The sequence below is a fragment of the Pseudomonas sp. COR18 genome (assembly GCF_048568395.1).
GTDB lineage: Bacteria > Pseudomonadota > Gammaproteobacteria > Pseudomonadales > Pseudomonadaceae > Aquipseudomonas > Aquipseudomonas fuscovaginae_B.
This window is the reverse complement of record NZ_CP183808.1, coordinates 404,803-429,800: the sequence shown is the minus strand read 5'-3', so window position 1 is coordinate 429,800 and position 24,998 is coordinate 404,803. Positions and strand designations below refer to the sequence as shown.

Sequence of the window (24,998 nt, the reverse complement as noted above, 5' to 3'; positions counted from 1 at the left end):
CGGCACTGCTGCCCGGCAGGCCGCGCAGCGACGAAAAGGATCGTCCACGACGGCATGTCGCGGAAAAAGGCATCATAAGCCTGGAAATGGTGTTTCGTCCGATCGCTTTCAAGGCAGGCGTCTGTCGGACGTCGGGTTACATTTCGACTGTCGGGCGTAAAATAAATCCAAAAAACTTGTCGGAATCCGACAATAGCCGGTCGCCGTCGCCAGTGATGGCCTCTATACTAGCTCCCCGTTTGTGCACCGCTCTAGTGCAATCGGCTGGAGCGTTGTCACCCCCGATCACCCTCCATTCAGAGCCGCCGCAATAATGAGCCTGTTCTCCGCTGTCGAAATGGCACCCCGCGATCCTATCCTGGGCCTCAACGAAGCATTCAATGCCGACACCCGTACCGACAAGGTCAACCTGGGTGTGGGTGTCTACTGTGACGAAAGTGGCAAGATCCCACTGTTGCGTGCCGTTGTCGAAGCCGAGACCCAGCGCGCGGCTCAGCATGCTTCCCGTGGCTACCTGCCGATCGACGGCATCGCCGCCTACGACAAGGCCGTGCAAACCCTGCTGTTCGGCGAGGATTCGCCGCTGATCGCCGCCGGTCGCGTGCTCACCACCCAGGCGGTCGGTGGTACCGGCGCACTGAAGATCGGGGCCGACTTCCTCAAGCAACTGCTGCCGGACGCCACCGTCGCCATCAGCGACCCGAGCTGGGAAAACCACCGCGCGCTGTTCGAAACCGCCGGTTTCCCGGTGCAGAACTATCGTTACTACGATGCCGCCAGCAACGGCGTGAACCGTGCCGGCCTGCTGGAAGACCTCAACGCGCTGCCAGCCAAGTCCATCGTCGTGCTGCACGCCTGCTGCCACAACCCGACCGGCGTCGACCTGAGCCCCTCCGACTGGCAGGACGTGCTGAACGTGATCAAGTCCCGTGACCTGGTGCCGTTCCTCGACATGGCCTACCAGGGCTTTGGTGCCGGCATCCACGAGGACGCCGCCGCCGTGCGCCTGTTCGCCGAGTCGGGCCTGACCTTCTTCGTTTCCAGCTCGTTCTCCAAGTCGTTCTCGCTGTACGGCGAGCGCGTCGGGGCGCTGTCGATCGTCAGCGAATCGAAGGAAGAGACTGCCCGCGTCCTGTCCCAGGTCAAGCGCGTGATCCGTACCAACTACTCCAACCCGCCGACCCACGGTGCGACCATCGTCGCGACCGTGCTGAACAACCCTGAGCTGCGTGCCCAGTGGGAAGCGGAACTGGCCGAGATGCGCGATCGCATCCGTGACATGCGCATGCAGATGGTCGATCTGCTGGCCCAGCATGGCGCCAAGCGTGACTTCAGCTTCGTCGGTCGTCAGCGCGGCATGTTCTCCTACTCCGGTCTGACCGTGGAGCAGGTGGCACGCCTGAAGAGCGAGTTCGGCATCTATGCCCTGGATACCGGCCGTATCTGTGTGGCGTCGTTGAACCAGCGCAACATCGAGACCGTGGTCAAGGCCATCGTCCAGGTGATCTGATCGCGGGGCGGGGCCGTTCCCGCCATGCTCTTCGGATGCAAGAAAGGCCCGCAGCGATGCGGGCTTTTCTGTTTGCGTTTCCCGCCCGACCGGCCCCTTCGCGGGCAAGCGTTACCGGCAAACTCCCAGGTATCAGCCTCTCTGCCGCACCTTCGGTGGATTCATAAATTGTTACAAGTTCGGTAAAGCACTTTTATCAAATCCTTGTTTGTCAGGCTCCAGAGCCCGGACATAAGCTTCCTGGAGCTTCGATAGTCAACCTGAGCGCCTGCGTCCACGGTTTGAACAATGGCCTCGTTGTCCACTTCCGGTGCAAGTTGAGAAGTAAGGATTCCCGATGCAGTCAAAGTGCGAAGATTCTTTAGCCTCCCGGCCCTGTGATACTCCCGATATTTCCCCTGACCGTACCCCGCCCAGCAGCTCCCATCGACTGGCCGAAGCGCTGCTCGATAAGGCCGGCTTGCGCCTGGACGGTCGGGCACCCTGGGATATGCGCCTGAATCGACCGGGTGTGCCGGAGCGGGCCTTGTCCGAAGGCAGCCTGGGGCTGGGCGAGGCCTACATGGACGGCGACTGGGACGCCGACCAGTTGGATGAGTTCTTTGCCCGGCTGCTGCGCTCGGGGCTGGCGGATGGAGTCAACCCGATGGCGATGCTGTTGCACGCCGCCCGGGTCAGGCTGCTCAACCTGCAGAACCGCAAGCGGGCCTGGCAGGTCGGTGAACAGCACTATGACCTGGGCAGCGATTTCTACGCGAGCATGCTCGACCCGCGGATGACCTACACCTGCGGCTACTGGCGCGAAGCCGAAGACCTGGTCGAGGCGCAGAATGCCAAGCTCGACCTGATCTGCCGCAAGCTGCGCCTGGAGCCGGGCATGCGCGTGCTGGACATCGGTTGCGGTTGGGGCAGCTTCATGTCCTATGCGGCGCAGAACTATGGTGTGGAGTGCGTCGGCGTGACCATTTCCCGGGACCAGGCCGCCTGGGCGCAGCAGCGTTATGCCGGGTTGCCGCTGGAATTCCGCCTGCAGGACTACCGTGATGTCGACGGGCAGTTCGACCATATCGTCAGCATCGGCATGTTCGAGCATGTCGGGCGCAAGAACCACCGGGTCTACATGGAAACCGCCGCGCGCTGCCTCAAGGACGATGGGTTGTTCCTGCTGCATACCATCGGCAAGAACCGCCGCCATTCCACCACCGACCGCTGGATCGACAAGTACATCTTTCCCAACGGCGACCTGCCTTCCATCGGCCAGATCGGCGATGCCGTCGATGGCCTGTTCGTCGTCGAGGACCTGCACAACTTCGGCGCCGATTACGACAAGACCCTGATGGCCTGGTACGAGAACTTCGAAGCGGCCTGGCCACGCTTCGCTGCACAGATGGGCGAGCGTTTCCGTCGCATGTGGCGCTACTACCTGTTGTCCTGCGCCGGGGCGTTCCGCGCCAGGGACATCCAGCTATGGCAGTGGGTACTGTCGAAACAGGGCGTGATCGGCGGTTATCAGCGCGTGTCCTGAGTTCCGTGCAGCGTCGAGTTAATGATCGATGAATAATCTTTCATGGCTAATTAACGCCTCGAACATGGTTCGAATCAATGGAAAAATATATATAGAAACCGGCAGTGAAAAATAACAACAGAGGCCTCTGGTCGGCACTCTGAAATGTTCCGGTTCCTGTCCAGGGCGCCCCAGCGGCGTGCTTCGGAGCGCGACAGACAAAGCCCGGCCAGATCCCCCGCTTGCGTACTTTTGAAGATTGTCCTTGGCCTTCGGGCCTCTCTGCCATTTTCCATGTTTCGCGTTTCCACTCTCCGCGCGGATGACGGCGTGCGCGCTGCCGTTCGCTTCAACAAAAGAGTGAAACTTCATTGACCAGGGGATAATAACGATGTCGGTAAAGATCAACTTGCTTACGCTGGCGGTATCGCTGGGCCTGGCCCAGGTCGCGATGGCCGATGCCATCGCCGACCAGAGTGACGCCAAGGGCTTCGTCGAAGACAGCAGCCTCAACCTGCACCTGAAGAACCAGTATTTCGACCGTGACCGCAAGGATGGCAAATCCGATCTCAAGGACTGGACCCAGGGGATCTTCGGCAACTACAGCTCCGGCTTCACCCAGGGCACCGTCGGTTTCGGCGTGGATGCCTTCGGCTACTGGGGCATCAAGCTCGATGGCGGCCCGGGTACCGCAGGCACCGGCAACCTGCCGATCGGCCGCGATGGTTCTCCCGAGGATGACTATGCCAAGGCCGGCGGTGCGCTCAAGCTGCGGGTTTCCAAGACCGAACTGCGCTATGGCGACATGCAGCCGACCGCGCCGGTGTTCGCCGCCGGCGGCACCCGGCTGATCCCGGAAACCGCTACCGGCTTCGACCTGCAGAGCAGCGAGATCAAGGGGCTGGACCTGGAGGCCGGCCACTTCACCAGCGGCACCGGGGTGGTCACCACCAGCCGCGACCATGATCTGTATGCCACCTACGCCAACGTCCCGACCAACGCGGTCAGCTTCCTGGGCGGCAAGTACAGCGTCAGCGACAACCTGAACTTCACCCTCTACGGCTCCGAGTTCGAAGACATCTGGCGCCAGTACTACACCAATGCCAACTACACCCTGCCGCTCTCGCCGGGGCAGTCGCTGAACTTCGACTTCAACCTCTACCGTACCCTCGACGAGGGCCAGGCCAAGGCCGGCGCGATCAACAACACCACGTTCTCCTTCGCTACCGCCTACACCTTCCTGACCGCTCACACGGTGACCCTGGCCTACCAGAAAGTGCATGGTGACACGCCATTCGACTATGCCGGCTTCGGCACCAACGGCCCCGGCGACGGCGGCGACTCGATCCTGCTGGCCAACTCGGTGCAGTACTCGGACTTCAACGGTCCGGGGGAGAAGTCCTGGCAGGCGCGCTATGACCTGAACATGCAGAGCTATGGCGTGCCGGGCCTGAGCTTCATGACCCGCTATGTCCACGGTGATGACATCGATGGCACCAAAATGGCGGCGGACAGCCCCTACCGGGCCTATGGCTATGGTGCCAACGGCGAGCACCATGAAACCGATGTCGAGGCCAAGTACGTGGTGCAGGGCGGTCCGGCCAAGGACCTGTCCCTGCGCCTGCGCCAGTCGTTCCATCGCGGCAACGCCGACCAGGCCGAGGGCAACAACAACGAGCTGCGGCTGATCGCCGATTACCCGATCTCGGTGTTCTGATCAGGCGGCGGGGGAGGAGGGCGTTGCTCCGGCCGGTGGCGGCGTGTCCGCCCGCGCCGCTTCCACACGGTTCCTGCCGGTGCGCTTGGCCTGGTACAGCGCGGCATCCGCCCGGCCATAGGCGCAATCGAAGCGAGTGCCCATGGGGCTGGCGCTGACGCCGAAACTGGCGGTGATCTGCCGGTTCACCGGCGCCCCGAAGACGTGCGTGGCAACCGTCTGGCGCAGGCTTTCGGCCAGTTCCAGGCCGGCTTCGAGCGTCCCGCCGGGAATCAGCACGGTGAACTCCTCGCCACCCACCCGGCCAATGAACCCGGCATTGCCGACGATCTGTCGCAGGCAACCGACGATGCCCTGGATCACCGCATCGCCGGCGGGGTGGCCGAACTCGTCGTTGATCTGCTTGAAGTGATCGATGTCCAGCACCACCATCACCGCTCCGGTTTTCTGCAGGGCTTGCACGGTCAGGTCGATGACCGCGCCGCGGTTCAGCACACCGGTGAGGGCATCGTGGGTGGCGCGGTACTCGAGCTGGCGTGCCAGGGTCTGCAACTGCGCGTTGAGCGTGTTCATCTCGCGCTCGGCACGGTCGCTGCGGCGGATCAGGCGGCGCGTCTCGCGCATCAGGCGCTCGAAGTGGACAGTGAGGTCGGCGAGCGCCTGCCGGTACACCGGGGCGTCGGCCTCAGTCAGGGCGAGGATCGAACGGGCGTGTTCGAGGGCGTCAGTTTCGCTGCGGAACAGGTCGGGTTCGGCTTCGTCCTGTGCCTGTGCGCCTGCGCGAGTGACTGAAGCGGTCATGCTCATCATCCTTGTCGGAGAATCATTGGGGGGACGTGGCGTGGTCGTTGAAGACAATCGCGGTGAAGTCGGCCTTCAATTCTTCGCCGAACTCGAAAATGGTCTCGTCTTCCTCGTCGTGGTACCAGTGCACCTGCATCTCGTTGCCCGATTGAGCCGCCTGGTCCAGGGCATCGAAGATGCTGAACAGCATCTTGGTGCTGGAGCTGTTGAAGTAGGCCAGGGCAATGTGCGTGGTGATCACGGTGTCCTCGCGGGAGGCGAGGTAGCTGCGCAGTTGCTGGAGGACAGGGGCATAGAAGGCGGCGGCATTTTCCGGGTAGGACTCGCCTTTGATCGTCAGCAGGTTCTGATCGAAACGAAAGTCGACTTCCGGTGAGGTGGCGGTTGCTTCGATGTAGAAATTGTCCATGGTGATGGTGTCACTCTGATCAGATAGTTGCTTTGAGGCAGAACAGCGTGGTGCCAGGCTCGTCTGCCCTTGGGTAGAAGTCGAACTCCAGCGGTGCGCTCGAGTCACGCGCCATGGTCAGGAAACCCAGGCCCGCGCCCTTGCTTTCCAGCGGGGTTTCCGCGCGCAGGGTGACCTTGTAGGCCTGCTTGATCTCTTCCAGGGACATGTTGCGCAGCGGCTCGAGTTTTTCCCGCAGGCGCTCGACGTCGCCGGTAGCGATGGGGTTGGCACAGAGCATCAGGTGGCGGTCACCTTCGCTGCTGATGCACACCGCACCCTGGCGCAGCGCGGACTCTTCGCCGGGCTCGCCGGGCAGCGAGTCGGAGGAGTAGTGAATGATGTTCTGCGACAGTTCGACGAAGGACGAGAACAGCTTGCGCCGCGTCGGCCCGTTCACCCCGGAGATCTCCAACTGCAGCCGGACCACCTCGGCCATCGCGCTGACGATGGTGTGGGAGAAATAGCCCATGTGATAGAAGATCACGTTGCGCTGTTGGGCCAGATCGAAGAAGTGGTAGTCGGGGTGGGCAGCATTCGAATTGATCATGGTTCGTTTCCAAGACGCGCACAGAAAAGGGTGAGGTCGTCACGCCGGGCCTGCTCTCCCTGCCAATCGGCCAGCGTGCGTTGCAGGGCTTCGCCGATGACGGTCGCCGGCTGATTGCGCTGCTCCAGTATCGTGTTGAAGGCCTTGCTCCTGCCGAAGGCGATGTGGCGCGGGCCGCCGATCTGGTCGGTGAGGCCGTCGGTGGCGATGAACACCAGGCTGGCCGGCGCCAGCGCGATGCGGTTCACCGGCCACTGGTAGTCGATGGCACTGTCCACGTAGCCGACGCCGACCCGTTGCCCGGCCAGGGTTTCCATCTGTTCGGCCGCCGGCGGCAGCACGTGCAGCGCCATGCGCGCGCCGGCGAAGCTCAGGGTCTGGCTGGCGTTGTCGAACCAGAGGAACGCGGCATCGAGGCCATCATCGGATTCCGGTGTGCCATCGCTGCTGTGCACCTGGCCGAGCAGTTCCTTGACGCTGCGGTTCACCGCCGCCAGCAGTGCGCCGGGGTCGCGGGGGCCGAGCCGGGCCAGCGCCTGGGTCAGCGACGAGGAAGCGATCAGGGTCATGAAGGCGCCGGGCACGCCGTGGCCGGTGCAGTCGGCGATCGCGCCGAACCAGCCATCGGGGTAGGCGCAGAAATGGTAGAAATCGCCGCCGACCACATCCCGGGGTTCCCAGAGCAGGACCGCGTCGTCCAGGGTCGCCTTGAGGGTGTCCCGCGAGGCGCGCAGCATGGAGCGCTGGATGACGCTGGCGTACTCGATGCTCTGCATGATCTGGCGGTTTTTCTCGGCCTGCATGGCCGCCACCACCGCCATCAGTTGCAGGCCGCTGCCTAGCCCGGCGAAGCGTCCGTCGCGGGTGACGATGAAGCCGTCGGAGAGGGCCTTTTCCCCGGATTCCACGGTCTTGAAGGTCAGTTCCTCGATGCTCATGCCGGCGTCGACGATCAGCGGCTCCTTGTCCATGAAGGCGATGCAGCTCTTCTTGTCGTACAGCTCGCGGTGGAACGGCTTGCTCATCATCGACAGGAAGATGTTGCGATTGATCAGGCCGATGGGCCGTGCCTCTTCCACCACTGCCAGGCAGGCCACCTCCTTCTGCGAACTGAAGGTTTCCATCACCAGGGCGTTGGTGCTGCTGGCGTCTATCGCCGGCATCTGCATGCAGAGATCTCCGGCACAACGGTGATCTCGGGAGCGTTGTGGACGCATGAAGGAGAAGCTTTCTGCACGCATGCTGGGAATCGCCGGGCAAAGTGAAGGCACAACGCTATCGCTCCAATATGACGCTTGTATGACGATCTCTCGTCTGCTCTCCCGAACCCGCTGCTTCGCCAACGAATGATGCGGCTGCCGCGCGGCTGTGTATCACAGTGTGTACGCACTGCTGACTGATACATCCGGCGACGCCCTGGCCGGTTGTGCGACACAGAGGGGATACACGCCCGCGATTAACTTTGCCTGTCGAACAGCGCAGCCGCTTGAGCCGCTGATTCGCTCACCCCATCGTTGATCAAGGAGAACACCATGAAGAGCAAATACGCCGCCCTCGCCGCCACCCTCGCCATTTCCCTCAGCGCCTTCGCGGTCGGGGCCCATGCCGCCGATGACCAGGCCCCCAAGGAAAAGTGCTACGGCGTGTCCAAGGCCGGTCAGAACGATTGCGCCGCCGGTGCCGGTACGTCCTGCGCGGGCACCGCCAAGACCGACTACCAGGGCAACGCCTGGGTCCTGGTGGACAAGGGCACCTGCACCCAGATCAAGACACCCAAGGGCTTCGGTTCCCTGACGGAGCAACCATGAGCCGCAGTGCCGGGGCGGTGACCGCCGGCCTCGGCCGGCTGTTGCCCGAGTCCCTGTTGCTGCTGGTGGCCCGGGTCGGGATCGCTTCGGTGTTCTTCCTGTCGGGACGAACCAAGGTCGAAGGCCTGCTGACGATCAAGCCGACGACCTACGTGTTGTTCCGTTCGGAGTATGCGTTGCCGCTGATTTCGCCCGAGTTGGCGGCTCACCTGGCGACCTATGCCGAGCACCTGTTCCCGATCCTGCTGGTGCTGGGGTTGCTGACCCGGCCGGCGGCGCTGGCCCTGTTGGGCATGACGGCGGTGATCGAGGTGTTCGTCTACCCCGACGCGTGGCCGACGCACCTGACCTGGGCCGGATTGTTGTTGCCCCTGATCGCCTACGGCGGCGGCAAGTGGTCGCTGGATGGGCTGTTGCGCCGCGGCTCGAACTGACTCGCCGTCCGACGCCCTCTCGAACTGAAGATTTTCAACCACAACATCAAGCCATGACGGCTTGAGGAGATGCAGCATGCGCAAGTTACCCATCCTGGCCTTCAGCGCCCTGGCCCTGGCGGCACCGATGTTCGCCAGTGCCGCCGCCGAGCCGGCCGCACCGGCGGGTGCCAGGAACATCGTCATCGTCCATGGCTCGTTCGTCGACGGCTCCGGCTGGCGGGTGGTGCACGACATCCTGATCCACAAGGGCTACCACGTCACCGTGGTGCACCAGCCGGCCACCAGCCTGGATGCCGATGTCGCCGCCACCCGGGAGATCCTCGACCAGCAGGTCGGTCCGGTGGTGCTGGTCGGCCACAGTTCCGGCGGTGCGGTGATCGGTATCGCCGGCGACCGGGACAAGGTCAAGGCACTGGTCTATGTCGCCGGGTTGCAACCGGAGGTCGGCGAGACCCTGGGCCAATTGCTCGGTTCCATGCCGTCGCCGAGCAATGACATCCACGCCACCCGTGACGGCCTGCTGTTCGTCGACCGGGCCAAGTTCGGCGAGGACTTCGCCGCCGACCAGACCACCAACCGCACCGATTTCCTGGCGGCCTCGCAGGTACCGGCCGCTGCCGCGACCTTCGGTACGCAGAACTGGGCGGCCGCCTGGCACAAGAAACCGAGCTACGGAATCGTCGCCACCGACGACAAGGCCCTGAACCCCGACCTGCAGCGCTGGATGTACAAGCGTGCCGGTTCCAAGGTCACCGAGATCAAGGCCAGCCACACCGTGTACATCTCGCAGCCTGAGGCGGTGGCGAAAGTCATCGAGCAAGCCGCGTTGAACGCCAAGTAAGTCCACTGACCCCCATTGCTTCACCCACAACCCTGTTTATCTGGAGAGACACCATGACCACTACCGCTTCCCGCCTGAGCCTCGCCACTGCCGCCGCCCTGATCGCCCTGGCGTCCGCTTCCTTCACCGTTTCGGCCAGCGCCGCCGACAAGGAGCAGCCGGGCCGCTGCTACGGCGTCAACAGCTGCAAGGGCGAAAGCCTCTGCGCCACCGCCAAGAACGACTGCAAGGGCCTGAACGGCTGCAAGGGGCAGGGCGTCGTGGTGAAAACCCCGAGCGAGTGCCTGAAGGCCGGCGGCACCCTGACCGAGCCGAAGTAAGCGCAAGCCGGTGGTGGGGCTACTCCTGTGGCCCCACGCATCCACACGGATACCCAAGCTTCCCTCTCAAGCGAGTACCTGCGATGTCGGTTTCCACTTCTGTTTTCTCGGGCTTCGGCCTGGGCCTGCGCAAGGAACACTATCGGGACTTCCTGGAGACCGAGGTTCCGGTCGATTTCGTCGAAGTCATCTCCGAGAACTTCATGGTCGAAGGCGGCCAGCCCCGGCACATCCTGCGCCAGGTCCGCGAGCGGCATCCGGTGGTGCTGCACGGCGTGTCGATGTCCATCGGCTCGGCGGACGGCCTGAACCCGGACTACCTGCGTCGTTTGCGGCAACTGGTCGACGAGATCGACCCGCTGTTCGTTTCCGACCACCTGAGCTGGTCGCGTATCGGCCACTTCAACGCCCACGACCTGCTGCCGGTGCCCTACACCGAGGAGGCGCTGGAGATCGTCTGCCGCAATATTTCCATGGCCCAGGATGCCCTCGGCCGTTCCATGCTGTTCGAAAATCCGTCGAGCTACCTGGCCTTCGACGGTGCCTCGATGACCGAATGGGAGTTCATCGGCGCGATGGCCGAGCGCACCGGCTGCGGCCTGCTGCTCGACGTCAACAATGTTTTCGTCAGTGCCAGCAACCATGGTTTCGATGCCCTGGCCTTTCTCGACGGCTTGCCCGCCGACCGCGTGCGCCAGATGCACCTGGCCGGGCACAGCCAGGGCGAGCACCTGCTGATCGACACCCATGACAGCCCGGTCTGCGAGGCGGTCTGGGCGCTGTATGCCGAGGCGGTGGCGCGCTTCGGCACCGCTGCGACCATGATCGAGCGCGACGACCATATCCCGCCGTTGGCCGAGCTGCTGGCGGAACTGGATATCGCCCGTGCCATCGGCGCGGCGAATGCCCGTGGCGGCCTGCGGAGGGCGGTATGAACCTGGCGCAATTGCAACAGCAGTTCCGGCAATGGCTGGTGACTGGGGCCGACGAAGCCGCAGGACGTCTCGGCGAGGGCCTGGAAGCCGGCCTGGCGGTCTACCAGAACAACTACCGGGCACAACTGGTGGGTTGCCTGGAGCAGGCGTTTGCCCAGGTGCGTCGGTGGATCGGCGACGAGGCCTTCCTCGCCGCGGCGATCGCCCATATCGACCGGCAGCCGCCCCACGCCTGGACGCTGGACGCCTACCCGCAGGGTTTCCATGCCAGCCTGGTCGAGCTGTTTCCAAACAATCCCGATGTGCATGAGCTGGCCTGGATCGAGTCGGCGCTCAACGATGCCTTCGTCGCCGAGGATGCCCAGGCCCTGCCACTGGAGGCGCTGGCGAGCATCGACTGGGACACGGCGCGGCTGTGCCTGACGCCGTCTTTCAGGAGCCATGCGCTGACCACCAATGCCGAACCGATCTGGGCGGCGCTGTGCGAGGAGACGCCGCCGCCTGCGAGCGAAATGCTCGCCGAGCCGGGCGGGGTGATCGTCTGGCGTCGGCAATTCACCTCGCGCCTGCGTCCGCTGGAGTCCCTGGAGTACCAGGCGCTGCTGCGAGTACAGGAAAACGGCAGTTTCGCCGGCCTGTGCCAGTGGCTGGTCGAGCGTCTCGGCGAGTCCGAGGGCGTGGCCCGGGCGGGTGCGCTGCTGGCCGGCTGGCTCGCCAGCGAACTGATCGTCGCGATCGACTGACCCCATTCTCTTTGCCAAGGAACTGCCTCATGTCCGAGTCTCTGTTCAATCGCCGTCGCTTCCTGCTGTCCGCCGCCGCCGGTGCGGCCGCCATCGGCCTGGCCGACATGGCCCCGGCGCTGGCGTCGACCGGGCAGGCCGTGCCTCGTGCCGGAAAGTCGAGCAAGCCGCTGGCGCGCCTGCCCATTCGCCAGGTGCGTACCGACCTGCTGGACATCGGTTACCACGAGACCGGGCCGGAAAACGGTCGCCCGGTGATCCTGCTGCACGGCTTTCCCTACGACATCCACAGCTATGCCGAAGTCGCGCCGCTGCTCGCGGCCCAGGGTTTTCGGGTGATCGTGCCGCACCTGCGCGGGCACGGCAGCACCCGTTTCCTCGACAGCGCGACGCCGCGTTCCGGCCAGCAGGCGGCCCTCGGCCAGGATGTGCTGGACCTCATGAACGAACTGCACATCCCCGAGGCAGTACTGGCCGGCTACGGTTGGGGCGGTCGTGCGGCCTGCGTCGCGGCGGCGCTGCGGCCGAGCCGCTGCGTGGGGCTGGTGTCGACCAGTGGCTACCTGATCCAGGACATCGCCAGGGCTGCCAGCCCGCTGTCGGCCGAAGTCGAATGGGGCCTGTGGTACCAGCACTACTTCCAGACCGAACGCGGCCGCGCCGGGTTGGCCGCCCATCGTCGCGATATCGCCCGAATTCTCTGGCGCAACCATTCGCCGACCTGGCATTTCGACGAGCCGAGCTTCGAACGGGCAGCCGAGGCTTTCGACAACCCGGATTATGTCGATGTGGTCATCCATTCCTATCGGCATCGCATGGGCCTGGCCGAGGGTGATCCGAGTTACGCCGAGGCCGAGCGGAAACTCGCGCTGCTGCCGGCGCTCAGTGTGCCGACCATCACCCTCGCCGGCATGGCCGCCGGGGTGATCGCCGCCACCGATGGCCAGGCATCTGCAGCACGTTTCAGCGGCCCGCGCAGCCACCGGCAGATTCCCGGTGTCGGCCATAACCTGCCCCAGGAGGCGCCCGGGGTCTTTGCCGAGGCGGTGGCCGACCTGGTGCATGGCGGCAAGTGGCGCACCTGATCCCGCCAGCCGGACAATGTCGCCGTCATCGCCCTCGAGTGGGCGATGGCGGGCGGCTTGCCTGAACCGATCCTGAAAACTCGCGATCCGCTGCACAAGGCGCTTGGCTCGGCCCGGGGCCGGGTGCTACAAGAACCTTTGCAACGTCATCCTGTTCAGAGGTCGCCATGAAACGCTGGATCGTCAATAACCGTGGGCTGCTGATCTTTCTCCTGTGTTTCGGCATCTTCCGCACGTCCATGGCGGACTGGAATCCGATTCCCTCGGGCTCGATGCGCCCGACCCTGCTGGAAGGCGATGTGGTGCTGGTCAATCGGCTGGCCTACGACCTCAAGCTGCCCCTGAGCGATATCTCCCTGGCCCCGCTGGGCAATCCGCAGCGCGGCGACGTGGTGACGTTCACCTCGCCCAAGGACGGCATACGGCTGATCAAGCGGCTGGTCGGCGTGCCGGGCGATGTGCTGGAGATGCGCAACGAGGTGCTGTACATCAACGGTGTGGCGGCGCACTACAGCGATAGCCGGGAGATCGCCGAGCCGAGCGGTCAGGGTGTGGACATTCCTGGCGTGTCGGTGACCGAGGCGTCGGACAACAGCGTGCGTCGGGTGCAGTTCCTGCACGGCGTCGCGGCAGCCCGGGATTTCGGCCCGATCACCGTGCCGGCGGACAGTTATTTCATGCTGGGGGACAATCGCGACAACAGTGCCGACTCGCGCTACATCGGCTTCGTGCCACGCCGCCTGCTGATCGGCCGGGCCCACCACATCGTGGTCTCGGCCGACATCCTCGACCACTGGATGCCGCGCCTGGACCGTACCGGCAAGCGGATTCTCTGAAAGGACAGGAGTGTGGGAAGGGAGAAATCCGGGGGGGGCAAGGCTTGAGGGCCTGTTCGCTGGCAAGCCAGGCTCCTGCAGGCGTTGTGTCGTAGATCGGTCAGGTGTTCCACCCGGCCTCCGGGCGGGAGATGGCCGGACGGCGCTCCGCTTGCCGGCGATAGGCGCTGGAACGGCGGGCCCACTCAAAAGGCTTGCTCCTTGAGCGGGCCCGGCGCAGGAGTCAGGGCTGGGTGGCCTGGAAGCTCGGCAGCGCCTGGACCTGCTCCCACCACTGGGCAAAGCCCTCGATATCGAACAGCCGCGCGGCGTCCGGGGTCTGCGAGATGTAGCTGCAGAACGGCACCAGGTAGAAGTCCGCCAGGGAGGCGTTCGGTCCGGCAATGAAGCGGTCCCGGCCCCTGATCTTCATCAGCTCGCGCAGCACCTGGCGCCCTTTCTCGATACCGGCCTCGCGAGCCGCTTCGTTCCTGCCGCCGATGAAGTCGGGGAACAGGTGGTAACCGGCCACCGCCACCAGGGCGTTGTAACCGTAGGCGTCGTAGATACCGATCGCCATGTTGGCACGGGCGCGCCCCTGGGCGGTGTCCGGCAGCAGCGACGGGCCGGGCAGGACCTCGTTCAGGTAGTGGGTGATGGCGCCGGTTTCGATCACCTTGAAGCCCTCATGTTCGATCACCGGTACCTTGCCGAACGGGTGGCGCAGCAGGTGCTCGGGGTGATGGGGCTCGCCCTGGATGACGTCCACCGGGACCTGCCGATAGTCCGCGCCTTTTTCGGCGAGAAGCATTCTGACGGTACGGACGTAGGTGCTGCCGCTGAAGCCGTAAAGGGTGATGCTCATGATGACCTCCTGGATGAATCGGTGTTGTGGTAGCCAGGCCGCCCGCGGTGGGTGACTGGGGACCGGCATAGTTCATCGCATCGATGTATCCGGGATGTGTTCGGCATTCGCTGGATGCTTGAGGACGTGTGTCGCCACGCCGTGGAGACACACTGTGATACACGGCCGTCGCGGGGCAGGGGCCGGCCGTTGTCGACCAGGGGTTGACTTCTCTTTTTATATCAGTAACATAGGCGCCATTCCGCAATAGCTCAGTTGGTAGAGCAAATGACTGTTAATCATTGGGTCCCTGGTTCGAGTCCAGGTTGTGGAGCCAGATAGAAGAAAAAACCTGCAGCGATGCAGGTTTTTTTTTGCCCGAAATTCAGGCGGCTGCGACTGGCGGTCGCCCACAGTCGAGGAAATCAGCATGGCGGACATGGCCCAGCAGGACGATCTGTTTCAGGTGGACAAGCGGCTTTCCCTCAAGCCGGTGATGGACTTCAACGCCTTCCTGCTCCAGGCGTTCGCCGACGGTCCGTGCCGGTGCCTGCGCTGCCTGGAGAATTCGGGCGTCGAGACCGGCTATGCCTTCCAGCACACCTTCGAGCTGGGCAAGGTGGTCAACCGCCAGTTCGCCAGGACCACCCCGAGCGACGTACTGCTGGCGCTGAAGAAAGCCTGGCTGTCGTTCTTCAAGGCCGAGCTGGAAGTGCCGGGCCTGCTGGACCTGTCCCGGGTGCGGGAATTCGTCAAGCCCGAATTGCATATCCGCCTGCGCCCGTTGCTGCTGGCCAGCGGCCTGATCGTGGAGCGCGATGGCGAGTGGTTGCTGCAGGCGGTCGCCGAGTAATACTCAGGCCGCTTTGATGCCTCGACTGCCGTTTCTGCAAGCGGCAGTCGCGTGCCAACCCTGCTTGTGGCACTGACTTGCTGTGGACTGCAATCCTCTGTGCAGCCCTGACGGCCGGTAGGGTTTTCCCCACCTTTACTGGCCTGGATCAAGGTTTTGTCTCGGACAACCCCTTAACGTGATGGACATCGGTTCCCCGCGCAGCGGCGAACCACCACTCTGTGGCCGCGATGCGCCATATGTGTGTCGTGGCCGGGCCAGGAAGTGCCGGGCTCAGGGTGGCAGTCCACTCACGTCAATCATGGATGATGCAGAACATGCAGAACCTGGATCGAAAATACGATATTCAGCCGCTTCCCCGGGCGGATATGACCCTCCACCTCAATGGCCAGGATGTGCCCGCGGCAGAAGGCGAGACCGTGCTTTCGGTGCTGCAGTCGGTCGGCCTGCGCCAGGTTTCGCGTAATGACCATGGGCAAGTGGCCGGTGCCTTCTGCGGCATGGGGGTGTGCCAGAGCTGCCTGGTGTCGATCGATGGCCGGCTCAAGCGCCGAGCCTGCCAGACCCTGGTCAAACCCGGCATGCGTATCGAAACCGGCGTCAGCCGCTTTGCCGCGCTGGAGGTGCTATGAGCCAGCTTCCAGTCATCGTCGGCGGTGGCCCGGCGGGCATGTCGGCTGCCATCGAACTGGCACGCCATGGGGTGTCCAGCGTACTGTTCGAAGAAGCCTCGCGCCTGGGTGGGGTGGTCTATCGCGGGCCCCTGCGCAGTGGCGTCGATCTCGACTACCTGGGGGCGCGCTACAGTTCGACCCTGGAAAAACTGCACGGTGAATTCGCCACCTGTGCCGACCGGGTCGATGTGCGCCTCAACACCCGCATCGTCGGCGGCGAGGGCGCACGGACGCTGATGGCGCTGGATGCCGATGAATGCCTGTATCCGGTTGAATATCCGCAACTGCTGCTGGCCTCCGGCTGCCATGAGCGCAACGTGCCGTTTCCCGGCTGGACCCTGCCTGGGGTGATGCTGCTCGGCGGTCTGCAGTTGCAGATCAAGAGTGGCGTGGTCAAGCCGTTGGGCGCGACCGTGATTGCCGGCACCGGGCCGTTGCTGCCACTGGTGGCCTGCCAGCTGCATGCCGCGGGTGTGCCGGTGGCGGGTATCTACGAAGCCAGCGCCTTTGGCCGCATTGCCCGGGAAAGCCTGGTGCTGTTGAACAAGCCGCAGATGTTCCTCGATGGCCTGAGCATGCTGGCCTACCTGAAGCTGCACGGCATCCCCATGCACTACGGCTGGGGCGTGGTCGAGGCACGGGGCCAGGACGAACTGACCCACGTGACCCTGGCGCCGTATTCCGAGGATTGGCAACCGGACCTGGCACGGGCGCATCAGCTCGAAGCCCAGACCCTGGCCGTCGGCTACGGCTTCATCCCACGCACCCAGCTCAGCCAGCAGATGGGTCTGGCCCACGCCTTCAATGCCGACGGCTACCTGTGCGCCGAGACCAATGTCTGGCAGCAGAGCAGCGAGCCGCACATTCACCTGGCCGGCGACATGGGCGGCATTCGCGGCGGCGAAGCGGCCATGCTGGCCGGACGGATCGCCGCGGTGTCCATCCTGATGCAGCGGGATGTGCTCGATGCCGACGCGGCTCTGGCGTTGCGCCAGGGTTATCTCGAACGCCTGGCGAAGATCCGCAAGTTCCGTTCCGGTATCGACCGCTACACCCGGCGCGGCACCCGGCAGATCGACCTGGCCAGGCCCGACACGGTGATCTGCCGGTGTGAACACGCCACCCGCGCCGACATCGACCTGGCACTGTCCCAGGGCGTGCAGGACATGGCCGCGCTGAAGATGCGTACCCGCGTGAGCATGGGCGATTGCCAGGGACGGATGTGTGTCGGCTACTGCAGCGACCGCCTGCGTGATGCCACTGGTCGTGCCGACGTCGGCTGGTTGCGACCACGTTTTCCTATCGAGCCGATTCCTTTTTCCGCTTTCGAGCAACTGGGCAAGGACGCCTGAACCATGAACAGAACCTACGATGTCGTGATTGCCGGTGGTGGGGTGATCGGTGCTTCCTGCGCCTATCACCTGTCCCGTGAGAAGAACCTGCGGATCGCCCTGATCGATGCCAAGCGCCCGGGCAACGCGACCCGCGCATCAGCCGGCGGCCTGTGGGCCATCGGCGAATCGGTGGGACTGGGCTGCGGGGTGATCTTCTTTCGCATGATGTCCGCCCGGCGCCGTCGCGAGGCCCATGGTGCGGCGGTGGCGGTGGACTCCAGCACCCCGCATATCCTGCCGCAGTCGTTCTTCGACTTCGCCCTGCAGTCCAATGCGTTGTACCCGCAGTTGCATCGCGAACTGCTCGAACGTCACGGCATGGACTGCAAGTTCGAACGCACCGGCCTTAAGTATGTGATCTATGACGAGGAGGATCGGCTCTATGCCGAACATATCGTCTCGCACATCCCGCACCTGGCCGACCAATTGCGCTGGCTGGACCGTGACGCCCTGCGCGAAGCCGAGCCGGCGGTGAGTGGCGAGGCGCAAGGCGCGCTGGAGTTTCTCTGCGACCATCAGGTCAGCCCGTTCCGCCTGGCCGATGCCTACACCGAGGGCGCCCGGCAGAATGGTGTCGATCTGTTTTTCAACACCAACGTCACCGACGTGCTGCACCACGGCGGCCGCGTGAGTGGTGTAAGGACGGCGGAGGAGGGCGAGTTCCATTGCTCCACGCTGATCAATGCCGCCGGGGCCTGGGCCGCCGAACTGAGCCGGCAGGCCACCGGGATCGCGATTCCGGTCAAGCCGGTCAAGGGGCAGATCCTCCTGACCGAACGCATGCCCGGCCTGTTGCGTGGCTGCCTGACCACCAGCGACTGCTACATGGCGCAGAAGGACAACGGCGAGATCCTGATCGGCAGCACCACCGAGGACAAGGGCTTCGACGTGAGCACCACCTTCCCGGAAGTGGCCGGGCTGGTGCAGGGGGCCGTGCGCTGTGTACCGCAACTGCAGGGCATCAACCTCAAGCGCTGCTGGGCCGGCCTGCGTCCGGGTTCGCCCGATGAACTGCCGATCCTCGGACCGATGGCGGGTGTCGAGGGCTACCTCAATGCCTGCGGCCATTTCCGTACCGGGATCCTGACCTCGGCGATTACCGGGGTGATGCTCGAACGCCTGGTCAATGAGCAGCCACTGCCGCTGGATATCACGCCGTTCCTGGCGGATCGCTTCGACGCTGCCGCGACCCTGGGGGCAGTGCCGCACAAGGATCTCGCACCCGCCTGAAACCTGTGGGAGCGTTGATGCGGGGAGGCCTGCGCAAGAGGGGCTCATCCAGAGCGTGCTCGCCAGGCACGGGCGACGTGCCAGTGTCAGCCCGGCCTGAGGTTCAGGTCGTCGGGTCCCAGCGCTGGGACCAGTCGGTATCGGCCCTGACGATTTCGCGCAGCAGCTCGAAGGCCTTCTGCAGAGCGGCCGAGTCCCGTTCGCGGGCATACACCAGGTAGGTCGGGTAGCTGAACTCCGGCGCCTTGGGCACCCGCTCCATCACGCCGCTGTCCAGGTAGCTCTGGACCACGCGGGTGCGGAAATAGCCGGAGCCGCCATTGCCCAGGATGAATTGCAGGGCCACCGGGCCCAGGTTGAAGCTGGCGGCGGCCCGGGCCTTGTCCGGCAGGGCGGCGTCATGCTGGCGACGGAAGCTCTCGCCCCAGTCGATGTACACGTAAGGGTCGGGCTGTTCCACCAGCCGCACCAGGATCAGCTTTTCCTCCAGCAACTGTTCCACCTGCAGCCCCGGCCAGTAGGTGGGCTGATAGACCAGCGCGGCATCGAGCACCCCCAGTTCGAGCTGGCGCAGCAACTGCTCGCCGTCGCGGATTTCCGTGCGCAGGGCGTGGGTGGGGATGTGCTCGCGCAGGGCCTTCGCCCAACTGAGAATCAGCGGGTTGCACAGGCTGACTTCGCCACCGATGTGCAGCATGTTGTTGAACCCTTCCGGCAGCGGCAGATTGCGGCGGGCGGCATCCCAGGTCTGCACCAGCTGGTTGGCGTAGACCACGAAGGCCTCGCCGTCGGCGGTCAGCCGGGCGCCGGCGCGGTTGCGTACGAACAGCCTGGCATCGAGCTGACTTTCGAGTTTCTGCACCCGGGCGGTGATCGCGGTCTGGGTCACGTGCAGCTTCTCGGCGGCAGCCACCAGGCTGCCGCAGCGGGCGATTTCGAGAAAGGTGCGGGCGAGGTCGATATCCATGGATCGTCCCGGGAGCAAGGGAAGCACAGTGTAACCGCTAGCGACCCGATCAGGTCTGCGCGCCGTTCGGTCACTCGCTGAACACCTGGGCGATCAGCCACACGTTCGCCGCGCTGATCGCCACGAACAGCATCCAGGCCAGGCCCCGGGTGTACCAGCGGTTGACGAATTCGCCCATCAGGCGTTCGTCGCTGGTCATGCGGATCAGCGGGTACAGGGCGAACGGCAGTTGCAGGCTCAACACCACCTGGCTCAGCACCAGCAACTTGCCGACGGCGCCTTCGCCCATCAGCCAGACACCGATGAACGCCGGGATCAGGGCCAGGCCGCGGGTGATCAGGCGGCGCTGCCAGCAGGGAATCTTCAGGTTCAGGTAGCCTTCCATGATCACCTGCCCGGCAATGGTGCCGGTGAAGGTCGAGCTTTGCCCCGAGGCCAGCAGGGCGATGCCGAACAGGATGCTGGCGAAGGCGCCACCCACCAGCGGATCGAGCAGGTGGTAGGCGTCCTGGATCTCCACCACCTCGGTGTGTCCGGACTGGTGGAAGGCTGCCGCCGCGAGGATCAGGATCGCCGCGTTCACCAGCAGTGCCAGGGCCAGCGAGCCGATGGTGTCGAAGCGCGCCAGGCGAACCGCATCGCGGCGGCTGGCGAGGTCCCGGCCGACCAGGCGGGTCTGCACGATGGAGGTGTGCAGGTAGAGGTTATGCGGCATCACGGTCGCCCCGAGAATGCCGATGGCCAGGTACAGCGGAGCGGCTTCGCTCAGGGCCGAGACCGAGGGCTTGAAGCCGTCGAACACCTGCGGCCAGTAGGGCTTGATCAGCACCAGTTCAATGAAGAAGCACACGCCGATGGTTGCCACCAGCACCAGCATGATCGCTTCCAGGCGGCGGAAACCGCGGTTCTGCAAGGCCAGGATCAGCAGTGTGTCGAAAGCCGTCAGGACGATGCCGAAGGTCAGCGAGCAGCCCAGCAGCAGGTGGAAGGCCAGGGCGCAGCCGAGCACCTCGGCCAGGTCCGTGGCGATGATGGAAATTTCCGCGAGCAACCATTGGGCCTTGGCCGAGCGCGGGCTGTAGCGGTCCCGACACAGTTGCGCCAGGTCCCGGCCGGTGGCGATCCCCAGGCGCGAGCACAGGCACTGCACCGCCATGCCCGCCAGACTCGCCAGCAGTACCACGAACAGCAGGCTGTAGCCATAGCGCGAGCCGGCCTCGATGGCCGTGGCCCAGTTGCCCGGGTCCATGTAGCCGATGGAGACCAGCAGACCGGGGCCGGCGAAGCGCAGCACGCGCTTGAAGAACGGCGCGCCGCTGTCGACTGCGATCGAGCCGTTCACTTCAGAAGGGCAGAAGGGGGCGGTGGCAACTTTCGGCAGGCTGAATTTCACACGGCGATCCAAGGCTGAAGGAATGGGGTCCCCAGCTTAGACGCTTGCAGGCTCCGGCCCAAGCCCGGTTGATTGTGCTTGGCATCTTGCGGGTGCTCCAGTTTGCGCGAATCGGTCGGATTTCAATCTACATAATAATCATTTGCATTGATAGATAAAGATCATTTGCGCTTCAGGCGCGGCGCGAGAAGGCAGACGGGTACACGAAAGCTGCGGTGGGATTGTCGGCAGGCAACCCGTGGCGCCTGGCGCCACGGATGGAGACAAGGCCCTCAGGCCTTGGTGTCGATGGAGAGGCTGGCGCCGGAGTTGGCGAACTGTTGCAGGTTGAGCATCACGCTGATCGCCCGCTTGTACTCGGGGATCATGACGTTGGCGAACGGCTCGTTCTTGCTCGGCCCGCTCTGCAGCGTGCTGATCTGGTTGGCGAAATAGTCCAGGGCGTTGAACTTCTCGTTCGGCTTTTTCTGCGTGCCGGCGCTGGACAGCAGGTTCGCCGTGGAGGCACTGATCAGGCCCTGTTCCTTGAGAATGTCGCTGTATTTGGACAACTGCTCGGGGGTGACCGCTTTCGGGTCGAAGCCCTGGAATTTCGACTGCAACTTGTCCTTGGCCATCTTGGCCGTGTCGAGTGCCTTCGGGTCCGGCTTGATGTCCTTGAGCACCTCGTCGGTCTTGACCTTCTGCTTGGCGGCCTTTTCCGCCGCCGCGGTACCCTGCTTGAGGACCCGCGAGCGCATCTCGGTAGCCCACGCGGTGATCGAACCTACGCTCATACCCGACCCCCAGCGTTAAGGTGGCTGGCGGCCTTGGCGTCCTGCCCGGTTTCTGGTGAGAAAACCATGGGAAATGTCCTGTCGAATGTCGGGTGATTGAAAGAATTCCAAACCAGTGTATCGACGGGCCATGAACTATATTCAGTTTCGTTACAAACTTCATACAAATGCCCCCAGCCTTGCCGCTCAAGGCTGCCACGGCGTGACGTCGCCGCTGAGCTTGCGGTCGAGAAAGCACGCCGCGCTGATCAGTGCCAGGTGGGTCAGGGCCTGTGGCGTATTGCCCAGGTGCCGGGCCTGGGGATCGAATTCCTCGGCATACAGCCCCAGCGGGTTGGCGTAGCGCAGCAGCTGTTCGAACTCCAGGTGCGCCTGCTCCACGCGGCCGGCGCGGGCCAGGCATTCGACGTACCAGAACGAGCAGGCGGCGAAGGCGCCTTCGTTGCCCGGCAGGCCGTCGATGGGGTGGTCGTCGTTGCGGTAGCGGTACACCAGGCCGTCGCGTACCAGGCTTTTCTCGATAGCGTCCAGGGTCGCCAGCCAGTGCGGGTCGGTGGCGCCGACGAAGCGTACCAGCGGCATCAGCAGCATCGAGCCGTCCAGGCCGGTGCCGCCGATGTGCTGGACGAAATGTCCGCGTTCGGCATTCCAGAAGTTGTTCCAGATATCGTTGTGGATGGCCTGGCGGGCCTTGTCCCAGCGGGCGAACGGCGCCGGCAGCGAACGCTTGGAGGCCAGGCGGATGGCGCGGTCCAGGGCCACCCAGCACATCAGTCGCGAATGGAGGAAGTGGTGCGGGCCGCCCCGCATCTCCCAGATGCCGACATCGGGCTTGTTCCAGTTGGCGCAGACGTGGTCGATGAGCTGGCCGACACGCAGCCAGTCCTGGTGGGAAATCGCTTCGCCGTACTTGTTGGTCAGGTACACCGCATCCATCAGCTCACCGAAGATATCCAGCTGGACCTGCTCCCAGGCCTGGTTGCCGATGCGTACCGGGCGCGCGTCGCCGTAGCCGGACAGGTGCGTCAGCTCGATTTCGGGCAACTGCCGGGTGCCGTCGATGGCGTAAAGGATATTGAGTTTGGTGGCTTGCTCGCAGCCGTCGCCGACACGCCCGCGCAACCAGCGCATGAAGTCGTTGGCTTCCTCGACATAGCCCAGGCGCATGAAGGCGTAGATGGTGAACGAGGCATCGCGGATCCAGGTGTAGCGATAGTCCCAGTTGCGTTGGCCGCCACGGCTTTCCGGCAGGCCGAAGGTCGCGGCGGCGAGGATCGCGCCGTGCTTGCGCGAGGTCAGCAGCTTGAGGGCCAGGGCCGAACGGTTGACCGCTTCGCGCCAACGGCCGCGGTAGGTGGAGCGGCCGATCCAGTGCTGCCAGAACGTCAGGGTGTGCTGCAGGGCCAACTGGCTGTCACCGAGCCGGACCCGTGGGTCGTCGAGGGCGCCGAGAAGGAATTCGGCTTCCTGGCCCTGGCCCAGCTGGAAACTTGAGACGGCGGCATTGAGTTCCACTTGCAAGGGTTGGTCGGCGCACAGGCGCAGGCTCGGCTGGCCCGGTGCATCGAAGCAGACGTCGTTGCCGTCGGGTCGGGCGGTGGTGGCGGCGCGGGCGTAGTCATGGCGGACCGCGCAGCGCAGGTGGAACGTCGCCTGGCCGCTGACCACCCGCACACAGCGGATCAGCAGCGGCAGGTCGTCCTGGTCATCGCTGACCGGCAGCAGGTCGGTGACCTCCACCACCGCCTGGGCGCTCAGCCAGCGGGTACGCAGGACATTGGTGTCGGGCAGGTAGATCTGCTCGCGGCGTGCGTCGGGCAGGTCCGGGGCCAACTGGAAGATCCCGGCGTCGGGCGTGTCCAGCAGGGCACAGAAGATCGCCGGGCTGTCGAAGGCCGGCCAGCAGAAGAAATCGACGCTGCCACGGTCGTTGACCAGCGCTGCGCTGCCCCTGTCGCCGATGATGCCGTGGGCTTCGATTGGGTTCTGGGGTTCGTTGGAACGATCGGTCATGGCCGCGGGACTCCGGGTCGAGGAACAGGCTTGGTTGAGTGCGCGGCTTGGCGGCACTCACTGAGCTGACCGGTATGGCTCGACGGAAGTTCAGACCGAGGGCGACTTACTGCTCAGGGGCGTCATCCGGCTCCAGGTTGCCACCCAGGTGATCGCCGAGCTTGAGGCGGTCTTCCTCGATCCAGGCGGTAAAATCCTCACCGTTCCGGGCAACGTACATGACCTGGGCCCAGCCGTCCTCGGTGCTGGCATGGACGGTGACACCATCGCCGGGAATGATCTTGGGGCGTTGGGAAAGGGGGGCGATCACTCGGGCAGGGCAACGGGTGTAAGGACCGGCTGGCCAGAGAAATAGGCCAGCAGATTCTGCGCCACCAGGCTGACCGTCGCCTGCGAAGCCTCCGGCGACAGGCCGGCGACGTGGGGTGTCAACACCACATTGGGCAAGCCCTTGAGCACGTCAGGCACGTTCGGCTCGTCGTCGAAGACATCCAGCGCCGCACCGGCGATCCGCTCCTGCTGCAGGGCGGCGACCAGTTCGTCGGTGAGCACCACGCTGGCGCGGGCGATGTTGACGAGGAAACCGTCCGGCCCGAGGGCATCGAGTTCCTTTCGGCCGATCAGGCCGTTGGTCGCGGCACCGCCTGGCGTGGCGACGATCAGGAAGTCCGAGGCGGCAGCCAGCCCGGCTGGCGTTGCACAGTAGGCATATTCGATAGTCTCGCGCTGACGACGATTGTGGTAGCTCACCGACATGCCGAAACCCCGTGCGGCCCGCTGGGCAATTTCCAGGCCCACGGCGCCCATGCCGAGGATACCCAGGCGCTTGCCGGCCAGTGACGGGCGCATCAGCTTGCGCCATTCGCCGCGACGTACCGAGGCGTCGGCCCGGGGTACATCACGGACCAGCGACAGCAGCAGGGCCAGGGCGTGATCGGCCACCGACGAGGCATTGGCGCCGGCGCCGTTGGTCACGACGATGCCGCGTTGCCTGGCCGCGTGCAGGTCGACCTTTTCATAGCCGGCGCCGATCACGCAGATGATCTCCAGCAGTGGCAGGGCGGCGATTTCATCGGCGAACAGGCCGAGCGGGCCGCGGGTCAGCACGGCGTTGATGCGTGCGCCCTGGGTGGCGATGGCTTCGGCGCGCAGGGCGCTGGTGGGCGCGAGGATCAGTTCGAAGCCATGGCGCTCGATGATCGGCAGGTATTCGGTGACGGTCTCCGTCAACACCAGTACGACGTTGGACATGCGGCTCTCCGCCCGTTGGCCAGTGAATGTCGGCCAACCTAACGCCGAGAGACCGCCGGGGCAAGCCTGTCAGTTGATTCTGATTG

Annotated in this window: 26 protein-coding genes and 1 tRNA gene; 16 read left to right on the top strand and 11 right to left on the bottom strand. The window is 64.6% G+C overall.

The genetic code is table 11. From position 1 onward, the window contains the following. Positions 1-313 precede the first annotated feature (313 nt). The 3 genes from ACM62G_RS01960 (at position 314) to ACM62G_RS01950 (ending at position 4,731) form a co-directional block, all read left to right on the top strand. Complete coding sequence (locus ACM62G_RS01960) at positions 314-1,510, top strand: amino acid aminotransferase (RefSeq protein ID WP_054057662.1); 1,197 nt, start codon at positions 314-316, stop codon at positions 1,508-1,510. Positions 1,511-1,847: 337 nt separating this feature from the next. Next, complete coding sequence (gene cfa, locus ACM62G_RS01955; RefSeq protein ID WP_419736603.1) at positions 1,848-3,035, top strand: cyclopropane fatty acyl phospholipid synthase; 1,188 nt, start codon at positions 1,848-1,850, stop codon at positions 3,033-3,035. A gap of 370 nt (positions 3,036-3,405) precedes the next feature. Then, entirely contained in the window at positions 3,406-4,731 is a 1,326-nt protein-coding gene (locus tag ACM62G_RS01950; protein ID WP_419736602.1) for an OprD family porin, read from the top strand. Here the strand turns inward: ACM62G_RS01950 and ACM62G_RS01945 are convergent, their stop codons facing one another. The 4 genes from ACM62G_RS01945 to ACM62G_RS01930 are packed head-to-tail and all read right to left on the bottom strand — an operon-like array spanning position 4,732 to position 7,702. Beyond that, a complete protein-coding gene (locus tag ACM62G_RS01945; RefSeq protein WP_054057660.1) occupies positions 4,732-5,532 on the bottom strand; it encodes a GGDEF domain-containing protein in 801 nt (266 codons plus the stop codon). 22 nt (positions 5,533-5,554) lie between these two features. After that, the gene (locus ACM62G_RS01940) at positions 5,555-5,944 is read right to left on the bottom strand and encodes a DUF1987 domain-containing protein (protein WP_054063842.1); all 390 of its coding nucleotides are present in this window, start codon (positions 5,942-5,944) and stop codon (positions 5,555-5,557) included. Positions 5,945-5,963: 19 nt separating this feature from the next. After that, positions 5,964-6,533: a SiaB family protein kinase gene (locus tag ACM62G_RS01935; protein ID WP_054063841.1), complete on the bottom strand. Its 570-nt coding sequence runs from the start codon at positions 6,531-6,533 to the stop codon at positions 5,964-5,966. After that, positions 6,530-7,702 (bottom strand): SpoIIE family protein phosphatase, encoded by a 1,173-nt coding sequence (locus tag ACM62G_RS01930; RefSeq protein ID WP_419736601.1) that lies wholly within the window; start codon positions 7,700-7,702, stop codon positions 6,530-6,532. The genes ACM62G_RS01935 and ACM62G_RS01930 overlap by 4 nt, the downstream gene beginning before the upstream one ends. Before the next feature lie 363 nt (positions 7,703-8,065). Here ACM62G_RS01930 and ACM62G_RS01925 point away from each other — a divergent pair, with 363 nt between their 5' ends. From ACM62G_RS01925 to lepB, 8 genes are all read left to right on the top strand, one after another. Further along, positions 8,066-8,341 (top strand): DUF2282 domain-containing protein, encoded by a 276-nt coding sequence (locus ACM62G_RS01925; RefSeq protein ID WP_017906588.1) that lies wholly within the window; start codon positions 8,066-8,068, stop codon positions 8,339-8,341. After that, a complete protein-coding gene (locus ACM62G_RS01920) occupies positions 8,338-8,775 on the top strand; it encodes a DoxX family protein (RefSeq protein WP_054057657.1) in 438 nt (145 codons plus the stop codon). Before ACM62G_RS01925 ends, ACM62G_RS01920 begins: the two co-directional genes overlap by 4 nt. 76 nt (positions 8,776-8,851) lie before the next feature. Next, entirely contained in the window at positions 8,852-9,619 is a 768-nt protein-coding gene (locus ACM62G_RS01915) for an alpha/beta fold hydrolase (protein WP_054057656.1), read from the top strand. 53 nt (positions 9,620-9,672) lie between these two features. Further along, the gene (locus tag ACM62G_RS01910) at positions 9,673-9,939 is read left to right on the top strand and encodes a hypothetical protein (RefSeq protein ID WP_054057655.1); all 267 of its coding nucleotides are present in this window, start codon (positions 9,673-9,675) and stop codon (positions 9,937-9,939) included. Between the two features lie 83 nt (positions 9,940-10,022). After that, the gene (locus ACM62G_RS01905; protein WP_054057654.1) at positions 10,023-10,874 is read left to right on the top strand and encodes a DUF692 domain-containing protein; all 852 of its coding nucleotides are present in this window, start codon (positions 10,023-10,025) and stop codon (positions 10,872-10,874) included. Beyond that, positions 10,871-11,617: a putative DNA-binding domain-containing protein gene (locus tag ACM62G_RS01900; protein WP_419736600.1), complete on the top strand. Its 747-nt coding sequence runs from the start codon at positions 10,871-10,873 to the stop codon at positions 11,615-11,617. The genes ACM62G_RS01905 and ACM62G_RS01900 overlap by 4 nt, the downstream gene beginning before the upstream one ends. 29 nt (positions 11,618-11,646) lie before the next feature. Further along, positions 11,647-12,702, top strand: coding sequence for an alpha/beta fold hydrolase (locus tag ACM62G_RS01895; RefSeq protein WP_419736599.1), 1,056 nt, complete (start codon positions 11,647-11,649; stop codon positions 12,700-12,702). A 167-nt stretch (positions 12,703-12,869) separates the two neighbouring features. Further along, positions 12,870-13,538 carry a signal peptidase I gene (lepB, locus tag ACM62G_RS01890; RefSeq protein ID WP_273824996.1) on the top strand — a complete coding sequence of 223 codons (669 nt, stop codon included), beginning with the start codon at positions 12,870-12,872 and terminating at the stop codon, positions 13,536-13,538. Positions 13,539-13,761: 223 nt separating this feature from the next. On the opposite strand, the gene ACM62G_RS01885 is transcribed toward lepB, so the two are convergent. Next, a complete protein-coding gene (locus tag ACM62G_RS01885; protein ID WP_054059839.1) occupies positions 13,762-14,382 on the bottom strand; it encodes a glutathione S-transferase family protein in 621 nt (206 codons plus the stop codon). A gap of 240 nt (positions 14,383-14,622) precedes the next feature. On the opposite strand from ACM62G_RS01885, the gene ACM62G_RS01880 reads away from it, so the two are divergent. The 5 genes from ACM62G_RS01880 to hcnC all read left to right on the top strand — a co-directional run bounded on the left by ACM62G_RS01880 (position 14,623) and on the right by hcnC (position 18,512). Further along, a tRNA-Asn gene (locus ACM62G_RS01880) sits at positions 14,623-14,698 on the top strand. A gap of 93 nt (positions 14,699-14,791) precedes the next feature. Next, positions 14,792-15,214 (top strand): hypothetical protein, encoded by a 423-nt coding sequence (locus ACM62G_RS01875; protein WP_054059838.1) that lies wholly within the window; start codon positions 14,792-14,794, stop codon positions 15,212-15,214. Positions 15,215-15,531: 317 nt separating this feature from the next. Further along, positions 15,532-15,846 (top strand): cyanide-forming glycine dehydrogenase subunit HcnA, encoded by a 315-nt coding sequence (gene hcnA / locus ACM62G_RS01870; RefSeq protein WP_054059842.1) that lies wholly within the window; start codon positions 15,532-15,534, stop codon positions 15,844-15,846. Continuing rightward, positions 15,843-17,240, top strand: coding sequence for a cyanide-forming glycine dehydrogenase subunit HcnB (hcnB, locus tag ACM62G_RS01865; protein ID WP_419736598.1), 1,398 nt, complete (start codon positions 15,843-15,845; stop codon positions 17,238-17,240). The genes hcnA and hcnB overlap by 4 nt, the downstream gene beginning before the upstream one ends. A 3-nt stretch (positions 17,241-17,243) precedes the next feature. Further along, positions 17,244-18,512, top strand: a complete 1,269-nt coding sequence (gene hcnC, locus ACM62G_RS01860; RefSeq protein WP_419736597.1) for a cyanide-forming glycine dehydrogenase subunit HcnC — start codon at positions 17,244-17,246, stop codon at positions 18,510-18,512. Positions 18,513-18,615: 103 nt separating this feature from the next. Here hcnC and ACM62G_RS01855 read toward each other — a convergent pair whose 3' ends face one another. The 6 genes from ACM62G_RS01855 to ACM62G_RS01830 all read right to left on the bottom strand — a co-directional run bounded on the left by ACM62G_RS01855 (position 18,616) and on the right by ACM62G_RS01830 (position 24,912). Beyond that, positions 18,616-19,479: a LysR family transcriptional regulator gene (locus tag ACM62G_RS01855; protein WP_054059835.1), complete on the bottom strand. Its 864-nt coding sequence runs from the start codon at positions 19,477-19,479 to the stop codon at positions 18,616-18,618. A 70-nt stretch (positions 19,480-19,549) separates the two neighbouring features. Continuing rightward, entirely contained in the window at positions 19,550-20,809 is a 1,260-nt protein-coding gene (locus ACM62G_RS01850; RefSeq protein ID WP_419737592.1) for an Nramp family divalent metal transporter, read from the bottom strand. Positions 20,810-21,144: 335 nt separating this feature from the next. After that, positions 21,145-21,648, bottom strand: coding sequence for a hypothetical protein (locus ACM62G_RS01845; RefSeq protein ID WP_054059833.1), 504 nt, complete (start codon positions 21,646-21,648; stop codon positions 21,145-21,147). A gap of 186 nt (positions 21,649-21,834) precedes the next feature. Then, a complete protein-coding gene (locus ACM62G_RS01840; RefSeq protein ID WP_419736596.1) occupies positions 21,835-23,661 on the bottom strand; it encodes a glycoside hydrolase family 15 protein in 1,827 nt (608 codons plus the stop codon). Positions 23,662-23,767: 106 nt separating this feature from the next. After that, entirely contained in the window at positions 23,768-23,971 is a 204-nt protein-coding gene (locus ACM62G_RS01835) for a hypothetical protein (RefSeq protein ID WP_419736595.1), read from the bottom strand. Continuing rightward, positions 23,968-24,912, bottom strand: a complete 945-nt coding sequence (locus ACM62G_RS01830; RefSeq protein WP_419736594.1) for a 2-hydroxyacid dehydrogenase — start codon at positions 24,910-24,912, stop codon at positions 23,968-23,970. Before ACM62G_RS01830 ends, ACM62G_RS01835 begins: the two co-directional genes overlap by 4 nt. Positions 24,913-24,998 lie beyond the last annotated feature (86 nt).